We start from the raw sequence: 21,930 nt of genomic DNA, 5'->3' as shown, positions 1-21,930 counted from the left end.
AAAAAGCTAAAATTTAGCCCAGCTTTATAAACAAACGAAATTACTCATCATTATCAGAATTTTCCACGAATGAATATTTTGGATCGCCATAGTCGTAAGGTGGTCTGTTGACAACAGGAATCTCTTCAAAGTTATCTCGCGGAGGTGGTGAAGAAGTTGTCCATTCCAATCCTGTAGCGTGCCAGGGATTATCAACTGCCTTCGCTCCATATAACCAAGAACCGACAATGTTAGCAATAAAGGGCAGCGTAGATGCTCCCAGTAAGAACGATCCCAGGCTAGCGATAACATTCCATCCTTGATACTGGGGATCGTAGGAAGATATTCGGCGTAGCATTCCTTGCAAACCTAACGGATGCATGGAGAAAAAGGTGATATTGGCAGGAATAAAGGTCAACCAGAAATGCAGCTTACCCCAACCCTCGGCGTACATCCTGCCAGTTATTTTGGGAAACCAGAAGTAAATTCCGGCAAAGATTGCCATTGTAATAGTATTAAAAACGATGTAGTGGAAGTGACCCACGACAAAGTAAGTATTATTGACGTGGATATCAAATGGCGTAGCGGCAAGCATTACACCAGTGACACCACCAAAAATAAACATCGCTGCACCTCCCATCGCAAATAGCATTGGTGTCTCTAGGTGCAACTTGCTTCTCCAGATTGTGGCAGTCCAAGCGAATGCCTTAACACCCGTGGGTATGGCAACTAACATCGAGGTGGCCATGAAGGTCATCCGCATCCAGCCAGGGGTTGCACTGGTGAACATGTGATGCACCCAAACGAAGATGCTGACTACAGCAATACCTAAAGAAGCAAGAGCAACTGACCGATAGCCAAATAAGGGATTGCGAGAAAAGGCTGGCAGAACTTCCGCAATAATACCGAAGGCTGGTAGCGCCATGATATACACTGCGGGGTGAGAGTAGAACCAAAATAAATGTTGGTAAATGATCGGATCGCCACTTCCTTCCGGTTTAAAAAATTGTGTACCGAAGGAGAGGTCAAGCAACAGCAGTATCAATGCACCTGTCAAGGAAGGTAAGTTAATCAGCTGCAACAACTGGGCGCTAAAAACTGACCACACAAAGACCGGCATTCTGAAAAATGTCATCCCTGGCGATCGCATCCAAAAGATAGTAGTAACAAAGTTGACAGCCCCCATAATTGAAGAGATGCCGATTAATACTAGGCTAACTATCCAAATAAATTGACCGTTAATCAACTGATTGGCTGGAACTTGCAGACTAACTGGTGGATAAGACCACCAACCAGCTTGTGCAGTCCCGCTTGGTAGTAAGAAACTAGATAGTAGTAGAAGACCGGCTGGTGGCAAAATCCAAAAAGAGATGGCGTTGAGCAGGGGAAAAGCCATATCCCGCGCTCCAATCATCAGCGGTACTAGGTAGTTAGAAAGACCTGCATTGAAGGGAATAATCCACAGGAAAATCATGATTGTCCCGTGCATGGTGAATAAACCATTGTAGAGGGGGCGGTCAACTAAATTTGCTTCCGGGGTGAGCAATTCAGCCCGGATAATCATCGCCAATAGCCCGCCGAGAAGAAAGAAAATGAAGGTCATCACCATGTACTGAACACCGATTACCTTATGGTCAGTACTGAAGCTGAAATATTCCCGCCAGTTATTCTCAGGTTCTCTATTGTTGGCTATAGCTTCACTCAAATCATGTGTCATTATTTATCTTCCTTTGATTCGCTACAGCAGGTTGAGCAGGTGCGACGGTGTACCAGCCGCTTTTGAATAATGTCTTTGGTGGTTGAATATTTTCGGCAACTGCCTGATTTTTAGTGTTTGTAGTTTCGCTAGAGACTGTTTGCACGAGCCACTGATTATACTTATCGAGGGATTCAACGTATACATCTGCCTCCATCAAGGCAAAGTAAGCACCACTAAATTGAGAATCTTTCAGCCGATATTTACCTGGGCGCATGGGTGTTAGCACAATGTCAATGTTCCGCCCTGGAACAATATCTTGCTTTAAGCGAAACTCAGGAACGTAGAAACCGTGGATTACTTTCTCTGCTTGCATATTTAAGCGAGTGCTGCGATTGATCGGCAAGTGTAATTCCTTACTGGTAAGATTATTTGGATAGTGGAAAGACCAATCCCATTGCCTAACCAAAACATCAATTGTTTCAGATGCAGGTTTGGGGACATCGCTAACGGTTGCAGCGTAGGCGGGTGCAGATTCTAGGGGCGTATGCAAATGCACAATTTGGTTTAGACCGAGAATATTTAATTGCTGATAAATATTGAAGCTTTGGAAAGCAATCCATACTACTAATAAAGTTGGGGTCGCTGTCCACAATATTTCTAACTTCCCATTACCTCTAGAAGGGTGTCCCTCACTGTAGTCTTCTGGGCGGGCACGATGGAAGGCGATCGCATACACAATAACACCAACTAGCCCAAGGAAGATAAATGCTCCAATTGAGACTAAAAAGCTAAATAAATCATCTACCCTTTGTGCTTCTGCTGTAGCTTGAGGAGGCATCCAAGAAAATGCCTGTTGTCCAATCCACCGACTGACAATTAGCAGCCCTGCTACATAAAACGCTATTAGTACATATTCCCAAAAACTAAACATAATAATTTCATCTAAGAGTACTTCCCACTTGATTATTTGAGTAGTAAATTTGGGTTTTTACCTTCTTGGAGTAACTTCGCAGCAGTAACGTGAATTCCAAACTCTTCCCCCAATTGCGCCCCCAAAGTTCCGTGGACAAACAAGATGCCCAATATTGCAATACCTGCTAACAAGTAACTCCACTGCACCTGCCTAGAAGCATCCTTGCGCCAGCGATAGCGTTGTAAACCTCTCCATACTGTCATGGCAACAATGATCCCCAACAATGAAACGCCACCCAAACCATGCAAAAGCATTGTCCAACCAGCAGTTAACCCCCAAACGCTCTTTTGATCGACTGGTGGATTTGCTAGCAATAGCTCGAAAAAACCTGCTGCAACAGTGAAAAAGGTAATAAAAGCGGCTCCTATGAGGTTATACCAGCCGACATCAAAAAAACCAGAACGGAGGGTAGGCAAACCCAAAAATTTGAAGATTGGTTTTTCTAAAGCAAAAAGCGCTCCGGCAATATCAAAAATAATCGCAAGAATGAATAAACCCAAAGTTAGATGCACCAGTTGCGGATGTATTGGAATCTCATAAGGTAATCCGTTAGCATTCAGCCTCAATCTCAACTGGTCAATCAATTGCCAGTTCATGGCGCAACTCCCTGCTTCATCCCTTGCACGACTGGCTCAATATGTAACCCGTACACCCAAACTAGCTTGCTTCCTAGATAGACTTGCAAGCACACTAAGCAGACTAAAAACGTTGCAGCACCAAGGTAAGCAGGCGGAACTTTCCGTGGAGTGCGTTTGCGAATCACGAAACGCCAAGCTGTAATACCAACAACAATAGCCGCCAGCGACCAACCCATCACCGTATGAAAATTCAGTGTTGGTTGGACTGCTGGGTAGATGTTCGCCAGACCTGCTTCAAACTGACCCAGAATCACCGCTATAAAGATAGCTGCTGAAGCCACAAACATATTCCAGAAACTCACCTCGAACAACCGCACGTTACGGGTAAAATAACCCAGCACATCGCACACGAAAGAAAAAAGCACCATCGCGATTACGAAGTGAACAACGATCGGATGTAGAGGGTCAGGGTATGGTAAATTTTGGTTATTCAGAGACAGAGCAGGCATCGCTTTCTCCTTCATGGGTCTAAATATATGCGTTGCATGGAATTGCCATCCGCTTAACGCACCATTCATATTTTCCAGAATACTGTGCTAATGTCACATTGCGACCAATTAAAAAACCTTGACAATTTCCGATGCGCTGCAATTGTTTAAGTAGCTTTTGAAATAAAAAAATACATAATTACTATTTTTCAGTAATTATTTTCTCCAAAGGTCAAAACTCACTAAAATAACTACATTTCTGATTGGTATCATATCTTGATTAGTATTTCCAAAAAGTAAAAATTTTCTTTTTAATTAGATGGAATTGCTAATAGCCAATCTAATCAGACGCTTGAGAGGCAGCTAAAAAATATTTAACGTCTTATATGCTTCTCTTCTTTAGGTCATCTTAAATCTTAGTTGGATTAACTAAAAATTTACTTTAATCAATAAACAAACTTGTTTTGAATATACCATAAATCTTTACTTGAGATTGATATAAGCTTGAAAATCAAATGTTTACAAATCTTAAAAATAAAAACATACTATCGTCACATAAATGACAAATGATTTCAATATTTTTTACTAAAAAATATGCTGTTTCTCTTTCTCTAGATAGATTAGAAAAATGCTAGACATTTTTAAAATAATAAAAATACAAAACTTTTTTAATCAAAATTTTCTTGATTTGACAATTTAAATCGTCAGCGTAATACTACGCTCAAAAAGCAAAAACATCATTAAGGTCTTGCAAATCTTGAAATATTCACGACGAATACAACTTTTAAAAATATCGAAAGCATTATGAGCTATTCCCCTTACCTGCTCAAAGGTCAAAAAGCACTTGTGACGGGTGCTAGTTCTGGCATTGGTCAAGCGATCGCTCGCTATTTAGCTTTATCGGGTGCAGCAGTAGCCGTCAATTATCGTTCGGAAGCTGAATCAGCCCAAAAACTTGTTGATGAGATCAAAGCGGCTAATGGTGAAGCTTATGCTGTTCAAGCTGATGTTAGCAAAGAAGACCAAATAAAGGCGATGTTTAGCCAGATAATCGAGCAATTCGGCACTATTGACATTTTGGTAAACAATGCAGGTCTTCAAAAAGATTCACCGTTTGTAGATATGACCCTCGATCAATGGAATAGAGTTATTGAAGTGAATTTGACAGGACAATTCTTATGTGCGCGGGAAGCTGCAAAGGAATTCTTACGTCGAGGTGTACAACCCAATATTTCATCTGCCGCAGGTAAGATTATTTGTATAAGTTCAGTTCATCAGGTAATTCCTTGGGCGGGTCATGTTAATTATGCTGCGAGTAAGGGCGGTATAAATATGATGATGCAAAGTATTGCTCAAGAACTTGCACCCCATAAAATTCGCGTTAATGGTATTGCCCCTGGTGCAATCAAAACTCCCATTAATAAATCAGCTTGGGATACTCCAGAGGCAGAAGCAAAGTTATTAAAACTGATTCCAGCAAAACGTGTGGGTGATGTAGAAGATATTGCTAAAGCAGCAGTTTGGTTAGCTTCTGATGACTCTGATTATGTTTATGGTACAACTCTATTTGTAGACGGTGGTATGACCTTGTATCCAGGTTTTGCAGACAATGGTTAATTGATAATGCCGACAAAAGTTACTGTTAACCCTGCTTTGATAACAATCAACGATTAAATTTGGCTGTAGGAGACGTTTTGGCACAATGTCGAACAAACCCAATGGTAAATTACCCATCTGGATGGTGAATTAGAAGTTTCTGCATAATTATTATTGACTATCATGGCATCTGATTCATCTCATAAAACTATATTTGCAGCGATGGGCGCTAACTTAGCGATCGCTATTACTAAATTTATCGCCGCCTCCATTACTGGCAGTTCCGCCATGATATCTGAAGGGATTCATTCGGTGGTAGATACTGGCGATCAACTAGTACTTTTGCTGGGAATTCGGAGAAGCCAAAAGCCAGCAGACGATCGCCATCCCTTTGGTTACGGTCTAGAACTTTATTTCTGGACTTTTATCGTTGCTATTCTAATCTTTGCCCTTGGCGGCGGGATGTCAATTTATGAAGGAATCACTCATTTAATTCATCCCAGCCCTTTAGAAAACCCAATGTGGAATTATATTGTATTAGGTATTGCAATATTATTGGAGGGGTTTTCTTGGACTGTAGCTTTAAAAGAGTTTTTGCCAACTAAGGGTAAACAAAATTTCTGGCAAGCCATCAAAAACAGTAAAGACCCCACAGTATTTACAGTATTATTTGAGGATTCTGCGGCAATTTTAGGTTTATTCGTAGCCTTAATCGGAATCTTCTTAGGACATTTATTTAATAATGTTTATTTTGATGGCATTGCCTCGATTATTATTGGCATTATCTTGGCTATAGTAGCAGTGGTATTAGCGAGAGAAAGCAAAGGATTATTAGTTGGTGAAAGTGCTGATCCTCAAACTATAGCCAATATCAGGTCTTTGTCCAAAACAGAACCAGGAGTGAAAGAAGTTATCCGGGTGCTAACAATGCAACTTGCTCCCAAGGAAGTATTACTCAACTTAGAAATCCAATTTTCTAAAAATCTTACAGGTGAGGAAATAGCCTTAACTGTAGAAAGTTTAGAAGCAAAAATTAGCCAAAAACATCCTGAAATCAAACAAATTTTTATTGAAGCAAAATCCTTAACTGCCGCTCGTAAATTTTTGCCAACTTCTCAATAAATTTTTAATCGCATAAATATCAAACACAGCATTTTCAAAATGCACTCAAAGCTTATCGGCACAACAATGCAGTATGGTAAAGATTATTGGTCAAGCAGAAGCTTTTGGCTCACCAGGTATTGAGCCTCGATGGACTCATGCTAATAAAGATGGAGTCGGAACAGCTTACTCTACCTCTAGTAACATTTGGTTTACTCTTTGGAACGGTATTGTCACTGAAATCTACCATCCCACAGTAGACAAACCCCAAATTCGGGATTTGCAGTATCTAATTTCTGATGGTAAAAGCTTTTTCCACGAAGAGAAACGCCATCTCGAATCCAAAGTGGAACCGATGTGGACTCATGGTTTAGGATACCGCATCACTAATTCCGATCCCCAAGGACGTTATGCCGTAATCAAAGAAGTGATTGCCGACCCGCATTTCCCCTGTATTTTACAGCACACCACATTAACCGGAGAGAGCGATTTTATTTCCCAACTCCATTTATATGCTTTGTGTGCGCCGCATCTGGATGTTGAAGGTATGGGTAACAATGGTTACGCTGTAGAGGTTGCTGGACATCGTATTTTGATAGCTGAGAAAGAAGGAACATGGCTAGCGCTGGGTGCAACAGTTCCCTTTATCCGGCTTTCTTGTGGTTACGTCGGTGAAAGTGATGGTTGGACAGATTTAGCTGATAATTTCCAGATGGATTGGGAGTTTGATAATGCTGTAGATGGCAACCTTGCTTTGACTGGAGAACTAAATTTAGATAGTACTAAAGAGTTTACTTTAGGACTGGCATTTGGGACAAACTTGCATAATGCAATTTCTACACTATTTCAATCGCTCAATATTCCTTTTGAACAGCAGAAGCAGCAATACGACGAACAGTGGAAGCGATCGCGCCGCAATATCCGACCGCTAGAATGTGTTTCATACAATGATGGGAAGTTGTATCACAACAGCATTAGTTTGTTGTTAGCACATGAAGATAAAACTTATCCAGGTGCGTTGATTGCATCCCTTGCTATCCCTTGGGGTGAAGCCAAAAACGACCAAGACCAAGGAGGATATCACCTTGTCTGGACGCGGGATATGGTCAGTAGTGTATCAGGTTTAGTGGCTGCTGGTGAAACAGAAACAGCAGTGCGATCGCTAATTTATCTTGCAACCAGCCAGCAGGAAGATGGCGGTTTTGCCCAAAATTTCTGGGTTGATGGTAAACCTTACTGGAAAGGTATTCAACTAGATGAGGTGGCATTTCCGATTCTTCTAGCATGGCTATTGCACCAGCAGAAGACTTGCTTAAACTTCGATATTTATCCGATGGTTTTGCGGGCAGCGGGTTATTTAATTCGTTACGGCCCGGCTACCCAACAAGAACGTTGGGAAGAAAACAGTGGTTATTCACCATCAACATTAGCATCCAATATTGCCGCTTTAATCTGTGCTGCTCAATTTGTTCGCGAACGTGGGGATGAAGCAACAGCACAATTTATAGAAGAATATGCTGATTTTTTAGAATCTCACATTGAATCTTGGACAGTTACTACTGAAGGAACTTTAGTTCCTGGAATCGAACGGCACTATATCCGAATTACTCCTTCAGATATTAATAATCCTCACCCCAACGAAAATCCTAACCAAGGAACTCTTTTCATCAGCAGTCAGCCACCTGGGGAACCAGCAGAATTTCCAGCCAAGGAAATTGTCGATGGCGGATTTTTGCAATTAGTACGCTATGGAATTCGCAAACCTGATGACCCGATTATTGTTGATTCTGTCAAAGTAATTGATGCAGTTTTAAAAGTAGATACACCTGCTGGGCCTTGTTGGCATCGTTACAACCACGACGGTTACGGCCAGCAAGAAGACGGCAGTCCTTATACTGGTTATGGTAAGGGACGCGCTTGGCCTCTCTTGACAGGAGAACGAGGACATTATGAACTAGCTGCTGGCGGCGATGTCAAAACATATATCAAGGCGATGGAAGGATTTGCTTCAGACACTTGTTTGCTACCAGAACAGGTTTGGGATGAGTCAGATATCCCTGATATCTATATGTATTTAGGAAAACCAACAGGTTCAGCGATGCCTTTAATGTGGGCACACGCAGAGTATATCAAGCTGCTACGGTCAAATCATGACGGACAGGTGTTTGATTTTATTCCAGAAGTGGCAAATCGCTATCTAGGCGAAAGAAAGCAGTGTAAATCATTGGAAATTTGGAAGTTTAACCGACAAATCAGCCAAGTAAAAAAAGGTCAGACATTGCGCGTTCACGCTTTAGCATCTTTTCAATTGCACTGGTCAGATGATGATTGGCAAACTACACAAGATACGCTTTCTACTTCTACAAAGTTAGGAGTGAATTTTGTAGACATTTCTGTTTCTGATAACCAGTACCAGCCAATTAGCTTTACCTTTTTCTGGAATGAAAGCAGTAAATGGGAACAACGCAATTATACGGTTACGGTTGATTAGTGCCAAGATGTTGGGGAAAGGTTAAAGGTTAAAGGGAAAGGGAAAATTCCATACCTTTCCCCTTTCCCCTTTTTCCTACTTCTGCAAGAAGTCTGTAGTCATGGGGGTAGTTAACTCACAGTTCAGAACTGCTACCTTTATCTAATTAAATAGTAACGAAAGATTAAGCATAGCAAATGACTGTGCGCCATCACTCAAAGTAATCTTTCTTAAGGCAAATAGATAAAAGTGAAGCTAGGGAGTAAAATATTTGAACAAATTAAAACTGATTTAATTCAGAACAAATAATATGTTGAGTATACTTTGGGGTATTGTTGTTATACTGGTTGCTTTTTGGGCATTAGGACTGGCACTTCATATTGCCGGAAATCTCATTCATGCAGTGCTACTTATAGCCATTGGTCTTGCTATCTATAATTTTTTCAAAGCGCGTGATGTGTGAATACATATAGCATTTCCTCATCATGGTGAATGATGTATTGCCAAGTGCATAATATCAGGTTCGGTTAAACACTTATAGGACTTACGCACGGGTAACGGAAAACGAACCACAGAGGGCGCAGAGTTCACGGAGGAATGAGAGTTTGAGAGGGTTTTTGCGTAAGTCCTAACTTATAATATCTGTAGGTTGGGTTGAGGAACGAAACCCAACATTTTATCATTGTTCATGTTGGGTTTCACTGCCGTTCAACCCAACCTAGATTGAGAGGTTTTATTACAAGTAATCACCCGAACTTGATATAATACAGCAAAAATACTCTTGTAAGGCGGGCAAGACTTCGGCTACGTTCAGTCGAATACTGCCCACCTCATAAGTAATTGGATGTTTTTATTTGGAAGTCCCTCTGAAAACTTTTAAACCAACGCACCTGTTGCTTTTAATGTAAAAATCTTCTCAATTACATCTTCTACTACCTTATCAGGCGTAGAAGCACCAGAAGTAATGCCTACAACGATTTCCCCGTCAGGCAACCAGTTTTCTGTAGTTATTAACTGCCCATTTAATTGCCGATGTTCAATAGAATCTACTGATTTCAGGCGTTCAACAGTATCAATATGATAAGAAGGAATTCCTCGCTCAAAGGCAATTTGTTGTAACTGAGTAGTATTCGAGGAATTAAACCCACCAATTACTACCATCAAATCTAAATTATGTTCCACTAATTCCAGCATGGCATCTTGCCGTTCTTGAGTGGCATCACAAATGGTGTTGAAGCTTTGGAAATGCTGATTTAACTCAGTGGGGCCATACTTCTGTAACATAGTCCGCTCAAACAGCTTGCCGATTTGCTCAGTTTCACCTTTAAGCATTGTAGTTTGGTTAGCAATGCCAACTCTTGCTAAATCGCGATCGGGGTCAAATCCTGCTGAACAAGCTTTAGCAAATTTTGTCAGAAATTCTTCACGGTTGCCACCATTGATAATATAGTCAGCAACATATTCTGCTTCTGGCAAATTCAACACAATTAAATACTTGCCAGCGAAGGAACTAGTCGCAACTGTTTCTTCGTGCTTATATTTACCGTGAATTATTGATGTATAGTCGATTTTTTTGTGTTTTTCTACTGTATTCCAAACTTTAGATACCCAAGGACAAGTTGTATCAACAATTTTGCAGCCTTTCTCGTGAAGTATCTGCATTTCTTGAACGCTAGCTCCAAAAGCGGGTAATATCACTACATCACCAATTCCGACAACAGAAAAGTCTTTATTCTTTCCTTCAATGGGGATGAATTCTACTTCCATCTCCTGCATCCGCTGATTTACAGAAGGGTTGTGGATAATCTCGTTAGTAATCCAGATGTGTTCTGTGGGGAAGTGCTGACGGGTTTCATAGGCCATCGCTACAGCCCGTTCTACACCCCAGCAAAAGCCAAAGGCTTGTGCTAGTCGGATTGTCACATCACCCCGTTGCAGAGTGTAATTGCGATCGCGAATTTCCTGAATCAAGTTACTCTGATACTCAGATTGCAACTGGGTGGCAACTTCTGCTTGATGACCAAAGCCCTTGCGATTGTAATTTTCTGAATGTTGGAGGCTGCGCTTAAAAGCTTTTGTATCCATTAGATTTGTCTACTTAAACTCACTATTTCTTATTTTCTCGCGCCTAGACGCGATTAATACAGAGTTGTATTCAAAGATATTATCAGAGAGGGGCAAAGGGAAAAGGATTTAATGCCTTTACCCTTTACCCTTTAACCTTTTCCCCTCTTTTTCTTGCTGAGGTTTTAATTCAATCTCGCTATAAATCTGCAATGCAGAACGCCAAACCATATAGCCTTCAGGACTTAAATGTAAGCCATCAGTTGTAAATTCGCGGCGGAGATTTCCTTGCTTGTTGGTAAACAGAGGATGTAAATCGAGGTATTTGACACCTTTTTTGGTAGATATGCTTTGTAGTTGCTGATTCAACTCGCGAATGCGACTATTGCCAACAGCCAGAAGTTTATCTCGTCCTTTCCAAGTTGCTGCTTCTGCCCCATGTGGCAAAATCGATTGGACAACAATTTGCGCTGTGGGATGAGTCTTTCGTAAATAATTGATAATTTGCCGCTGATTATCTAAAATTTCTCCATTGCTCATGCCTCGAATTAGGTCATTAATGCCAATCATCACAAAAATCACCTCTGGCTGGGTGCGGTCAAATATTTTTAATCTTTTTAAGAGTCCATTGCTGGTTTCGCCAGAAATTCCTTGATTAAGCCAATTTTTACCTTCAGGTAATAACTCAGGGGGAAACCACAAACTTAGAGAATCTCCCGCCAGGATAGTTAAATGCGGAGGATGTTGGTCAGCGGCGACCTTGGCTTCTTGGTTGAGGATATCTAGCCACTCTTGATAAGTGAGTTGGTGACGGCGACCTAAATCAGGTGTAGCAATTTGCGATGAGTTATTCAAGTTGATTGGCTGTGGGGATGCGATTATCCCAAAAAAAGCGGCCAATCTCTGCTGTTGCCAAATTAGCAGAATGACCGCCAACATTAGGATGCCGTTGGTTAACAGCGAGAAAAATGCCCAGATAGGAAAGGTTTTTGCAGATGTAGACACGACTAGCGAAATTTACCAATTATTTGAATCAAATTTTAACGCTAGCGATCGCAAATTACCCAATCTTCAAGTGGAAAATGGGGAGAAGGGGAAGCAAACAGACTAACTCCTAACTCCTAACTCCTAACTCCTAACTCAGCACTCATTACTGAGTAGGACGATCGCCAAACTCGGAGTTGTAACCTTCTTCGCCGTGTTCGTTGATATCCATACCTTGCAATTCAGCTTCCTCTTTGACTCGCAGCCCGACTGTAGCATCGATAACTTTGAGAATAATCCACGTACCAACACCTGCGATTACATAGGCAACGGCAATTGCTACTAGTTCAACTCCCAATTCACCAAAATTACCGCGTAACACTCCATCTTTACCCGATCCGTTGACTTGAGTCGTGGCAAAGATAGCAGTTAAAATTGCCCCCACTGTACCACCAACGCCATGCACGGGATAAGTATCTAAAGCATCATCAATTTCTAACTTGTGCTTGAAACTGATGGCATAAAAGCAAACAAAGGCGGTGATGAAACCAATTAAAATCGCTGATAGCGGTGTGACAAATCCGGCGGCGGGAGTGATACCGACTAAACCAGCAACGGCTCCTGTCGCTGCTCCCACGGCGGTTGGTTTACCCCGTAAAACACTCTCCAAAATTAACCACATTAAAGCCGCAGCAGCCGCAGCCGTATTGGTAGCGACAAAAGCTGTTGTTGCCACATTTGTGACGATATTACCAGAAGTTCCGCTAGCCACAGATAGGGCACTCCCAGCGTTAAAACCAAACCAACCAAACCACAGCAAGCCAGCACCCAGCAAAATAAACGGAACGTTGTGCGGTGGGCTAAGGCGATCGGGATGGGTTTTGCGAGGGCCAAGAACTATCGCTGCTACCAAAGCTGAAACGCCAGAACTAATATGAACTACTGTGCCACCTGCAAAGTCTAGGGCACCCAATCCACCAGCCAAACCTAAAAATCCACCTTTTGCCCAGACCATATGGGCTAGGGGAGCGTAAACAAAGGTTGACCACAGTAGGACAAACAGCGAATAGGCACGGAAACTCATCCGCTCAACGATCGCCCCAGAAATTAAGGCTGGGGTAATAATGGCAAACATGGCTTGATAGATCGTGAATGCCTGATGGGGTATTGTTCCGGCATAAGAGACGACTTCCGGTGGGTTTGACCCTTTGAGATAATCGGTTACTTCTAACCCGACACCATTCAACCCCAGCCATTGCAATCCACCGATAAATGGTAAACCTGGCGCAAAGGCAAGACTATAGCCCCACAGAATCCAGGTAACTCCGACGATCGCCATTAACACAAAGCTCATCATCAATGTGTTTAGAACGTTGCGCGATCGCACAAATCCACCATAGAAAAACGCCAATCCTGGTGTCATTAGCAGCACAAGTGCTGCTGAAATCAGCATAAATGCTGTGTCTCCAGTATCAGCAGTCGGTGGGGCAGCAGTTGGGGTTTGGGCAAAAGCATTGCCCATCAACGGCCCTCCTAAAAACAGTAGGGTGATAGCTCCAATCATCACAACTTTCTTCAACACTTTTTTTTCTTCCTAAGCACCAACAATTTGTATCCTTAACTACATTTGATTACTTTTATTGACACATTTTTGTCTTGAAAGTTACTTAACCTGAATTTTCTTGAAATGTTAACAAAAATATAATCCTGATTTGTAGTTGCCAAGATTTAAATTAGCGTATAAACACGCAATCATTACATTGCATCTTTTTTTTTGAAGAATAGAAGAATAGTATTTTATTCAAGCGGGACAAAATTACGAATTTTTAGTTACTTACTGTTACAAACCAAAATAATTGTGATATTTGACGAGTATTGTAAATTATTGTCAGTATTTTCCGATAATTTGCCCAAATATGCAGCAAATTTCAACTTCTCTACGAACGCGAACAGGGTGTCAAAGACAGAGGCTATGCCAATATGAGGTACAGAAATATCCTTCCTACTCGTGCGATCGCACGAATAGAGAAGGGAGAAGCAAGTAGCCTGAGAGTTGGGTAAGAGTCCACTTCATCTAGTTGCAATAGTTGCAAAATGCTGGATCGTAACTTCTCTTTATATCTCCCGCATCAACACGTAGATATCCAGATACCTGCTTCTGATAGGTTAGTTGCGAAAAAACTTTTGCAATTTTGCGTGAGATTATTATTAGTTTAAAAGGGAACACTATAAAAGTTCAAAATAATCTAGCAATTTTACTTAACTTCTGGGAGCAAACATGATAGTTAAAACACTTATTAAAGCTAAACATACTCCGATTAAGTCGTAGCGGTCTGGAGTTACCCCATCTACCTTCCAACCCCAAAGCATTGCCATTGCGATAAACACGCCGCCATAAGCCGCATACACTCTGCCAAAATTTGCCGATTGGAAAGTTGCAAGAACCCCATAGAAAGCTAAAGCAATTCCCCCCAATATGCCCCACCAGAACGGCTTACCTTCGCGCAACCACAACCAGATTAAGTAGCCACCCCCAATTTCAAATAAACCAGCCCACAAAAAATACAGCAGAGACTTAATCATTCGATCGATTATTTAACAACATATAACTCAGTAAAATTACGCTAACGCTTTTAAGTAAACTATTGCCATTAATTAAGGTAAGTTTATTGACCAAATTGGGCATGGGGTACAAGAGCAGAGGGGCAAAGAGGCGGAGGGGCAAAGGGGCAGAGGGGAAAAAACTTGTACAAGAACTCTCCCCTGCTCCCCTGCTCCCCTGCTCCCCTGCTCTCCTGCTCCCCTGCTCCCCAGAATGTAGATAAGGCTCAAGGATGAAAGCACCATTACCTGATAACGAAGCCCAGAGAATCGAGGCAATTTTGCAGTATAAGATTCTCGATACGCCATCGGAAGCCACCTTTGACGATCTGACTCGTTTAGCCTCGTATATTTGTCAGACTCCTATTGCCTTAATTAGCTTAATTGATACAAATCGCCAATGGTTCAAGTCAAAAGTCGGAATGGAAGCCCCAGAAACGCATCGAGATTTCGCATTCTGTGCCCATGCTATTCTCCAGCCTGATGTTTTGGTCGTGCCTGATGCAAAAAATGACGAACGGTTTGCAACAAATCCACTGGTGACATCTGACCCAAATATTCGGTTTTATGCTGGTGTACCTTTAACTAACCCTGAAGGATACGCCCTCGGAACCCTGTGTGTTATTGACTACGTAACACGAGAACTTACTCCAGAACAAATAGAGGGATTACGAACTTTAGGTCGTCAAGTCATTAAGCAACTGGAATTGCGCCGAAATTTAGCAAGTTTGGTACTTGCTTCCAAGAAAAGCAACCAAGTACAGAGAGTACGCAAGCAACTTTTCAAAAAGATTGCAGCAAGTTTTGGCTTATCGTCAATAATTTTAGTTCTGATTGGGCTGGTTTCTTATCAAAATACAAGAGTATTTACTAATTTTAATCGCAGTATAGTAAAACATACTTATAAAAAAATTAACAGCCTAGAAAAAATACTGTCCCAGGTAAAGGATGCTGAAATTGGACAACGTAGTTACATCTTCACTGGAGAAAAACTTTATCTAAAATCGTATCAAACGGCACTTGATAACGTCGATCGAGAAATTGCCAAGCTGAAGAATTTAACAGTAGATCAACCGAATCAACAAAAGCAGATGGCAACGCTTGAATTTTTGATAACGGCTAAACTTACTGAACTAAAACAGACTATCAACTTGCGCCAGAACAAGGGATTAGAGGCGGCGTTGCAAGTACTACTGAAAAACGATCGAGAAAATCTCATGGATGATATCCGCAAGGCAATCAATGAGATGGAAAACCAGGACAGGGGAAGAATTAGACAGCAGTCACAAGCAGCAAAAACTTGGACTCGGAACACAAGTCTGACACTGGCGATCGCTATTTGCCTAAGTTTTATCGTTCTTGCTGTAGTCTACTACTCGATCTATCGTGAAGTTATTGAGCGGAAGAGGACAGAAGAAAGCTTAAATCAAGAACACAACTTTATCTCAGCAGTCTTTGATACAGTCGGTGCGTTGGTAATAGTTCTCGATTCTCAAGGGCAAATCGTTCGTTTCAATCAAGCCTGTGAGCAAATAACTGGTTACTCCTTTGATGAGGTGAGGGGTAGGTATAGCTGGAACTTGTTTCTACTTCCTGAAGAGGTGGAGCCAGTTAAAGCAGTTTTTGACCAGTTACGATCTGGTCAACTTTCCAATAATTATGAAAATTATTGGGTAATGAAAGATGGTAGTCGGCGGCTGATTGCCTGGTCAAATACCATCTTAAAAAACTATCAGGGCTGTGTTGAATACATCGTTGGCACTGGCATTGACATTACCGATGCCAAACGAATACAACAGCATCTGACTGCACAATATGCTGCAACCCGCGTCCTAGCAGAGTCCGCCACCATTAGCGAAGCTACTCGCCAAATATTGCAAGGAATCTGTGAGAGTTTGGTATGGGATTTGGGTGAAATTTGGATGATAGATGAGCAAGCAAATGTGCTGCATTTTCTCGATATCTGGCATAAAGCATCCATTGAGATGCAAGATTTTGAAATACTGAAGCGGCAAACCACCTTTGCACCCGGAATTGGACTACCTGGAAGAGTTTGGGCTAGTTCTGAATCGGTTTGGATCGCTGATATCGCTAAAGATATTAATTTCCCTAACTTCAAAATAGCTGCTCAAGTAGGACTACATGCAGCTTTTGGTTTTCCGATCCGCAGCGGCAACAAAATCCTCGGTGTGATTACCTGTTTCAACCGGGAAATCCAGCCCCTTGACGAAGATTTAGTAAAAACGATGAATTCTATCGGCGAGCAAGTAGGGCAATTTATCCAGCGTAAACAGGCTGAAGAAGAAATACAACGCCAAAATTTGCGATCGCAACTATTTACCGAAATCACCCTGAAGATTCGTCAATCTTTGGACATCGAAGAAATTCTCCAAATCACTGTCGAAGAGGTACAAAAGATTCTCCAGACTGACCGAGTTTTAATTTATCAGCTTTTGCCAGATCAGTCTGCAAATACCGTTATTGAAGCAGTAGTTTCTGGCTTACCAGCAATCAAAGAGCAAAACAACGCCGCCCCCTACTTTGAAGCAGAATATCTCCAACAGTACTATCTACAGCAGTACCGTCAAGGCAAGATTTTCGGACTGGATAACTTGGATCTCCTGGAAGTTGAACAAAGCCATCTGGAATTAATGCAACAGTTTGGGGTCAAAGTCAATTTAGTTGTACCCATTCTTGTTAAAGAAGAACTTCGCGGTTTGCTCATAGTTCATCAGTGTGACGATTCCCATCACTGGTCTAACTTTGAAACCGATCTTTTGCGGCAAATAGCCGACCAAGTAGGTATTGCTTTAACCCAAGCCCAACTATTAGCAGCAGAAACTCGTCAGCGACAAGAACTTGAAATTGCCCGTCGCCAAGCCGAATTAGCTTCTCAGACGAAAAGTGCCTTTTTGGCAAATATCAGTCATGAAATTCGCACTCCGATGAACGCTGTGTTGGGGATGACCAGTTTGGTCTTAGATACTCCCTTAGACGAAGAACAGCGAGATTTTATTGAAATAATTCGCAGTAGTGGGGACGCTCTTTTAAGTTTAATCAACGAAATTTTGGATCTTTCCAAACTTGAGGCTGGAGAGATGGCTCTTGAAACTCTCGATTTTAACCTATCCACTTGTGTAGAAGAAGTGGTGGAATTATTGGCTCCCTCAGCCCATAATAAGGGATTAGAAATTGCCGCACTAATCGATCGCAACGTCCCCACTCAACTCAAAGGAGATACTGGTAGGCTGCGGCAAATTTTGATGAACTTAATCAGCAACGCGATCAAATTTACCAGCGTTGGCGAAGTATTAGTGCAAGCCGAATTGCGATCGCTTTCCTCAACTACAGCCACTATCCATTTTGCCATTACAGATACAGGTCTTGGCATCAGCCCTGAAGACCAACGCAAACTCTTTACACCATTTACCCAAGTGGATGCTTCGACCACTCGCAAGTATGGTGGTACCGGTTTGGGATTAGCCATCTGTAAACAACTTGTAACCTTGATGGGAGGAGCGATTGGGGTAGAAAGTCAGATGGACAAAGGATCTAAGTTTTGGTTTGAGTTGCTTTTTACCAAACAAGTTGAGCCTGTTGAGCCAAAATGCGAACGCGGACTTTTGCAAAATCGCCGCTTATTAGTAGTGGATAACAACACTACTAATTATAAAATTATCTCCCATCAAGCTACTCATTGGGGAATGGAGGTAGATCGAGCTGATAGTATTGCTGCGGCCGTTAAAGTTATTCAGCAAGCTAGCGAGCAGGGTAAATCATATCATGTTGCCTTGGTTGATATGCAAATAGCCCAAACTTATGGCATGACAATAAAAGAACAAATTCCAGCCAATTCTGCAATTACTGAGATTCCTTTAATTCTGCTCGCTTCTACTAATCAACGGGATGAAGTGCAACAGGCGCTCAAAATCGGATTTGCTACTTATTTATTCAAACCCATTAAGCCATCACGACTCCTTGATACCATCATAAATATTTTAGAAACTCAGCCGGAATCAGAACAAGAATTTAGAGGCAGGGAGCTAGAGGCTACAGAAGAAATTCCGAGTACAGAAACTTCAGATATTCTGACTTCTTCCTCTAACCTCTCTACTAAATCCAAGTTAAGAATTCTGTTAGCCGAAGATAATTTGGTGAATCAGAAAGTAGCACTAAACCAACTCCAGAGTTTGGGCTATAAAGCTGATGTCGTTGCCAATGGAAAGGAAGTTTTGCAGCTATTAGAAAAAATTCCTTACGATTTGATTTTAATGGATTGCCAAATGCCAATTCTCGACGGTTTGGAAACTACAAAAGAAATTCATCGTTGGCAAGAGGATGCTTTTGCATTGGGTCATCGTCCTGTGGTGATTGCGATGACAGCTAATGTGATGAAAGAAGACGAACAAACCTGTCTAAATGCCGGAATGGATGACTATTTGAGTAAGCCAGTATTTAAAGAAAAATTGGCTGAGACTTTAGAGCATTGGACAGGTGTGATCGTTTCCCAGCAAGAGGCAGGTGTGTATGAACAGACAGTTTCCATTGACTTAGCAATTGATTGGGAACACTTGCATCGGATATCGGGAAACGATCGAGAATTTGAATTAAATTTATTGCAAATATCCATTGAAGATATTAAACCCCGTTTAGAAATAATTAAAGCAGCGATCGCAACTGATGACTTTGAGCAAATAGCACGAGAAACTCATCACCTTAAAGGTGCTAGTGCCAACATTGGAGCCACAGCTATGTACTTAGCAACTGACAAACTAGAACAACTAGCTAGCGTTCAAGACCTTAAAGGTACTACTAATTTAATTTTAGAATTAGAAGAATTTGTCAACTGCATTCAATACTTTTTAATTAAAAACAAAGTCGTGAAGGAGGCAGAAGGCAGGAGACAGGGGGCAGGTGGGCACTGAGCGATTTGCCTACAGCAATGGAATAGACCTCTTGCAAAAGTCCCCTAACACCCCACCTCCAACCCTCCCCGCCGGCGGGGAGGGGAGAATTTGACGTAAGTCAAAGGCGGGGTGGGGTTCTTTTTTTGATTTATAAGGATAATTGCCCGATCCATCCCGACACTTGACATTATGTAAAAAACGTACTACAAGTGTAGTATGCAAGAAAAGCCTCCTCAAAAGCATTGCAATAATGCTTTCCTTGGGTCTGTAGCTCTAACGGTAGAGTTCCCAGATGTCACTTGTGCCCTGACAGAAAAAGCTTACATACTTGCTCAATGGTAGAGCGATCGTCTCTAAAACGATAAGTTGCAGGTTCAATTCCTGCGGTGTAACCACAGCTTTTTCGACTCGCACGAGGTGTGAGTGAAACTCTCACAGGGAGGGTATCGGTTCAATCCCGATCAGATCCACTAATACGAATTCGTAATTCGTAATTCGTAATTCGTAATTAAAAGAAGAGGTGATTGTAATGGTTCATATTCGATTTGAAGGACGTTCTGTTGATGTGCCAAAAACCCAATTGGGAATTGCAGCAGGGATGAATGATCTGGCAGTGAAGGAGCGCGTTGCTCGGCATTTAGATGTGAATAGCGATCGCCTTTCTGCCTATGTAATCGATCGCCGTCCTGGTGGCGATTTGATCGTCCGCCCTGAAGCTGTCTATGGTTAACTTTCAGAGTCATCCGTGCCCTAACAGAAGAAGCATACATACACATTGATAACGGCTCTAAGGTAGTAAAGTTCGAGCGATCAGACTAAGCGAAGCATGATTTCTAAGTCTCTTGCAGATTTAGCGTGCGTGCCCACTGCCAATATTTGGTAAGAGCGGCTGTAGCTGTAAAAAGCTTCTTGAACTTGCACGGAATGATTTAAGACTTAATTCCGCGCCCTAACTTGTAAAGCCTACACACACTCCATGCAGGTTCAAATCCTGCCGCTCCCTTTAATGGGAGCGTAGCCAAATTGGTATAGGCAATTGTGAAAACTGCTTTGCTAACTTGTGCGGAATTTCAATTATTTAAATTGTATTTATCTATAACCTTTACTCAATACGGAGGTGAGTTCAATGATGTTAGCTAACTCATGTTTAATAACAACTCAATTAGAAAAACTGCATTTAAACAACGTGAGATATGAGCGAACATCGTTTGAGCGAGATTGTGATTGAGCGTCCTCGCGGTGGGAGGAGAATTAGCCTCAAAAAGGTGACTGGCTTTAAGAAGCAATTATACAAAATCACCCAGGATGCAATTCAGGATGGATTGTTGAATCCCTACCTGATTAAACCAATAAATAAATCTAAGTATCTTTCAGACCATCTCGGCCCGTTGCGGCGGTTTTTGCGATCGCAAGTCGGACAGCCTTGGAATGAGGTTTACAGCCAACTGTGTCAACGACTAGATCCCAGCACAATGGCAGGACAGCATGTTATCGATCATGTGTGGGACTACGTTGAACGGCATGTGGAAATAATTGATGGTGGTTTTTATAGCAAGCCTTATCAAGGGTATCGAAATCAGCTAAATACAAGCCATCGCGATCGCTTCTATATTCATCCTGAAACCGAAATTCTTTGTGCAGTCGAGACAGTGCCTCGAAAGCAAAAGCAAAAGCAGGAACAAACTGATATTGTGATCATTGATAATTATCATCAATACCAGAAGCTAAACGAGATTTGGTATTTCATTACCTTTGAAGATTTTCCACCGCCACCAACTCATTATGTGACGGATATTGTCAAAGGGATAATTCATCGTTCTGCGGCAATGTATAGAGGTCGAATGATTTACGCTGTTAGGAAACAGCAGTGTAACAAGAAAGAAATTCGATTTATTTTAAATCAACTTTCTAAAACCTAAAATTTTCACTTCGTGCCCTAACTGAAAAAGCTTACATACTAGCCGAATGGTAAGGCACTTGACTGAAGCTCAAGCAACTACGGGTTCAAATCCTGTGTGTGAATCAACAGCTTTTTCGACTTGCACGAGGTGATTTTATTTCATTTCAATATGAAGGTGAGAACGATGAAAAAGATTAATTCTTTCAACATCGAGCCTGGAGATTTCTACGAATTTGACGATTTCTGCTTTTGAACCATCAAGCAAACGTCGTCGTGGCTACCCATCTGAAAAAGCTGTTAAACGTGGCGATCGCCTCGTTCATGGCGACAAGGAACTAGAAGAAAAGCTTGGTAACAATGACCTTTGTCCTTGCGGTTCTGGCCGCTGCTTTCAAAAAGTGCTGTCGCAATAGCGGCAGATTATGATGGCAGCTTACGCAGCTACTACTTTTAAGGAGTAGTTTTAGGGACTTCCATATAAAAAAATATCCAATTAACTCCTGTGGGGTGGGCGTCTCGCCCGCCCAGTCCGTATGGCGGGCAAGATGCCATTGGTGTCAAGTTAAGGCATCAGCCCAGATGTTAAGCGA

General features: G+C 41.8%; 18 protein-coding genes and 1 tRNA gene. 10 read left to right on the top strand and 9 right to left on the bottom strand.

Features of this window, described 5'->3' with window-relative positions:
- Positions 1–40: 40 nt before the first annotated feature.
- Genes ctaD through ACM0OX_RS25685 form a run of 4 tightly spaced genes read right to left on the bottom strand, consistent with a single transcriptional unit; the run spans position 41 to position 3,738 of the window.
- A complete protein-coding gene (ctaD, locus tag ACM0OX_RS25700; RefSeq protein ID WP_414517722.1) occupies positions 41–1,696 on the bottom strand; it encodes a cytochrome c oxidase subunit I in 1,656 nt (551 codons plus the stop codon).
- Positions 1,686–2,609: a cytochrome c oxidase subunit II gene (locus ACM0OX_RS25695; RefSeq protein ID WP_414517721.1), complete on the bottom strand. Its 924-nt coding sequence runs from the start codon at positions 2,607–2,609 to the stop codon at positions 1,686–1,688. Before ACM0OX_RS25695 ends, ctaD begins: the two co-directional genes overlap by 11 nt.
- Before the next feature lie 32 nt (positions 2,610–2,641).
- Positions 2,642–3,247 (bottom strand): DUF2231 domain-containing protein, encoded by a 606-nt coding sequence (locus ACM0OX_RS25690; protein WP_414517720.1) that lies wholly within the window; start codon positions 3,245–3,247, stop codon positions 2,642–2,644.
- Positions 3,244–3,738: a DUF2231 domain-containing protein gene (locus tag ACM0OX_RS25685; protein ID WP_414517719.1), complete on the bottom strand. Its 495-nt coding sequence runs from the start codon at positions 3,736–3,738 to the stop codon at positions 3,244–3,246. Before ACM0OX_RS25685 ends, ACM0OX_RS25690 begins: the two co-directional genes overlap by 4 nt.
- Before the next feature lie 783 nt (positions 3,739–4,521).
- Here ACM0OX_RS25685 and ACM0OX_RS25680 point away from each other — a divergent pair.
- The 4 genes from ACM0OX_RS25680 to ACM0OX_RS25665 all read left to right on the top strand — a co-directional run bounded on the left by ACM0OX_RS25680 (position 4,522) and on the right by ACM0OX_RS25665 (position 9,347).
- Positions 4,522–5,334: an SDR family oxidoreductase gene (locus ACM0OX_RS25680; protein ID WP_414517717.1), complete on the top strand. Its 813-nt coding sequence runs from the start codon at positions 4,522–4,524 to the stop codon at positions 5,332–5,334.
- A 162-nt stretch (positions 5,335–5,496) separates the two neighbouring features.
- Positions 5,497–6,435, top strand: a complete 939-nt coding sequence (locus ACM0OX_RS25675; protein WP_414517715.1) for a cation diffusion facilitator family transporter — start codon at positions 5,497–5,499, stop codon at positions 6,433–6,435.
- Positions 6,436–6,508: 73 nt separating this feature from the next.
- Positions 6,509–8,905, top strand: a complete 2,397-nt coding sequence (locus tag ACM0OX_RS25670; RefSeq protein WP_414517714.1) for a glycoside hydrolase family 15 protein — start codon at positions 6,509–6,511, stop codon at positions 8,903–8,905.
- Positions 8,906–9,194: 289 nt separating this feature from the next.
- Entirely contained in the window at positions 9,195–9,347 is a 153-nt protein-coding gene (locus ACM0OX_RS25665; RefSeq protein WP_334841545.1) for a lmo0937 family membrane protein, read from the top strand.
- A gap of 413 nt (positions 9,348–9,760) precedes the next feature.
- Here ACM0OX_RS25665 and ACM0OX_RS25660 read toward each other — a convergent pair whose 3' ends face one another.
- The gene (locus tag ACM0OX_RS25660; protein WP_414517712.1) at positions 9,761–10,969 is read right to left on the bottom strand and encodes a 4-hydroxy-3-methylbut-2-enyl diphosphate reductase; all 1,209 of its coding nucleotides are present in this window, start codon (positions 10,967–10,969) and stop codon (positions 9,761–9,763) included.
- Between the two features lie 117 nt (positions 10,970–11,086).
- Positions 11,087–11,953: an SGNH/GDSL hydrolase family protein gene (locus tag ACM0OX_RS25655; RefSeq protein ID WP_414517711.1), complete on the bottom strand. Its 867-nt coding sequence runs from the start codon at positions 11,951–11,953 to the stop codon at positions 11,087–11,089.
- Between ACM0OX_RS25655 and ACM0OX_RS25650 the strand changes: the two genes are divergently transcribed.
- Positions 11,874–12,059, top strand: coding sequence for a hypothetical protein (locus ACM0OX_RS25650; RefSeq protein WP_414517743.1), 186 nt, complete (start codon positions 11,874–11,876; stop codon positions 12,057–12,059). The two genes, ACM0OX_RS25655 and ACM0OX_RS25650, sit on opposite strands and share 80 nt — an antisense overlap.
- Before the next feature lie 39 nt (positions 12,060–12,098).
- On the opposite strand, the gene ACM0OX_RS25645 is transcribed toward ACM0OX_RS25650, so the two are convergent.
- A complete protein-coding gene (locus ACM0OX_RS25645; protein WP_414517740.1) occupies positions 12,099–13,496 on the bottom strand; it encodes an ammonium transporter in 1,398 nt (465 codons plus the stop codon).
- Positions 13,497–14,191: 695 nt separating this feature from the next.
- Positions 14,192–14,515, bottom strand: coding sequence for a YnfA family protein (locus ACM0OX_RS25640; protein WP_414517709.1), 324 nt, complete (start codon positions 14,513–14,515; stop codon positions 14,192–14,194).
- 251 nt (positions 14,516–14,766) lie between these two features.
- On the opposite strand from ACM0OX_RS25640, the gene ACM0OX_RS25635 reads away from it, so the two are divergent.
- Complete coding sequence (locus ACM0OX_RS25635; RefSeq protein WP_414517708.1) at positions 14,767–19,458, top strand: GAF domain-containing protein; 4,692 nt, start codon at positions 14,767–14,769, stop codon at positions 19,456–19,458.
- A 255-nt stretch (positions 19,459–19,713) separates the two neighbouring features.
- Here the strand turns inward: ACM0OX_RS25635 and ACM0OX_RS25630 are convergent, their stop codons facing one another.
- On the bottom strand, positions 19,714–19,854 hold the full coding sequence (locus ACM0OX_RS25630; RefSeq protein WP_334718840.1) for a hypothetical protein: 141 nt from the start codon (positions 19,852–19,854) through the stop codon (positions 19,714–19,716).
- Between the two features lie 115 nt (positions 19,855–19,969).
- Between ACM0OX_RS25630 and ACM0OX_RS25625 the strand changes: the two genes are divergently transcribed.
- From ACM0OX_RS25625 to ACM0OX_RS25610, 4 genes are all read left to right on the top strand, one after another.
- Positions 19,970–20,170, top strand: coding sequence for a hypothetical protein (locus ACM0OX_RS25625; protein ID WP_414517706.1), 201 nt, complete (start codon positions 19,970–19,972; stop codon positions 20,168–20,170).
- A gap of 463 nt (positions 20,171–20,633) precedes the next feature.
- Entirely contained in the window at positions 20,634–21,359 is a 726-nt protein-coding gene (locus tag ACM0OX_RS25620) for a hypothetical protein (protein ID WP_414517704.1), read from the top strand.
- Positions 21,360–21,391: 32 nt separating this feature from the next.
- Positions 21,392–21,460 (top strand) — tRNA-Phe (locus ACM0OX_RS25615).
- A 113-nt stretch (positions 21,461–21,573) separates the two neighbouring features.
- On the top strand, positions 21,574–21,753 hold the full coding sequence (locus tag ACM0OX_RS25610) for a hypothetical protein (protein ID WP_414517703.1): 180 nt from the start codon (positions 21,574–21,576) through the stop codon (positions 21,751–21,753).
- The last annotated feature ends 177 nt before the right edge of the window (positions 21,754–21,930 follow it).

The organism is Nostoc sp. PCC 9305, from assembly GCF_963920915.1.
Taxonomy (GTDB): Bacteria; Cyanobacteriota; Cyanobacteriia; order Cyanobacteriales; family Nostocaceae; genus Nostoc.
The sequence above is the reverse complement of the archived record's forward strand: the minus strand, read 5'-3'. Positions and strand labels throughout refer to the sequence as shown.

Coding starts and splice junctions, on each gene's coding strand:
- ACM0OX_RS25675 (WP_414517715.1), top strand. CDS start 5,497: ATGGCATCTGATTCATCTCATAAAACTATATTTGCAGCGATGGGCGCT.
- ACM0OX_RS25645 (WP_414517740.1), bottom strand. CDS start 13,496: ATGATTGGAGCTATCACCCTACTGTTTTTAGGAGGGCCGTTGATGGGC.
- ACM0OX_RS25650 (WP_414517743.1), top strand. CDS start 11,874: ATGACCGCCAACATTAGGATGCCGTTGGTTAACAGCGAGAAAAATGCC.
- ACM0OX_RS25665 (WP_334841545.1), top strand. CDS start 9,195: ATGTTGAGTATACTTTGGGGTATTGTTGTTATACTGGTTGCTTTTTGG.
- ACM0OX_RS25625 (WP_414517706.1), top strand. CDS start 19,970: ATGGTTCATATTCGATTTGAAGGACGTTCTGTTGATGTGCCAAAAACC.
- ACM0OX_RS25640 (WP_414517709.1), bottom strand. CDS start 14,515: ATGATTAAGTCTCTGCTGTATTTTTTGTGGGCTGGTTTATTTGAAATT.
- ACM0OX_RS25660 (WP_414517712.1), bottom strand. CDS start 10,969: ATGGATACAAAAGCTTTTAAGCGCAGCCTCCAACATTCAGAAAATTAC.
- ACM0OX_RS25680 (WP_414517717.1), top strand. CDS start 4,522: ATGAGCTATTCCCCTTACCTGCTCAAAGGTCAAAAAGCACTTGTGACG.
- ACM0OX_RS25620 (WP_414517704.1), top strand. CDS start 20,634: ATGAGCGAACATCGTTTGAGCGAGATTGTGATTGAGCGTCCTCGCGGT.
- ACM0OX_RS25670 (WP_414517714.1), top strand. CDS start 6,509: ATGGTAAAGATTATTGGTCAAGCAGAAGCTTTTGGCTCACCAGGTATT.
- ACM0OX_RS25695 (WP_414517721.1), bottom strand. CDS start 2,609: ATGTTTAGTTTTTGGGAATATGTACTAATAGCGTTTTATGTAGCAGGG.
- ctaD (WP_414517722.1), bottom strand. CDS start 1,696: ATGACACATGATTTGAGTGAAGCTATAGCCAACAATAGAGAACCTGAG.
- ACM0OX_RS25635 (WP_414517708.1), top strand. CDS start 14,767: ATGAAAGCACCATTACCTGATAACGAAGCCCAGAGAATCGAGGCAATT.
- ACM0OX_RS25690 (WP_414517720.1), bottom strand. CDS start 3,247: ATGAACTGGCAATTGATTGACCAGTTGAGATTGAGGCTGAATGCTAAC.
- ACM0OX_RS25685 (WP_414517719.1), bottom strand. CDS start 3,738: ATGCCTGCTCTGTCTCTGAATAACCAAAATTTACCATACCCTGACCCT.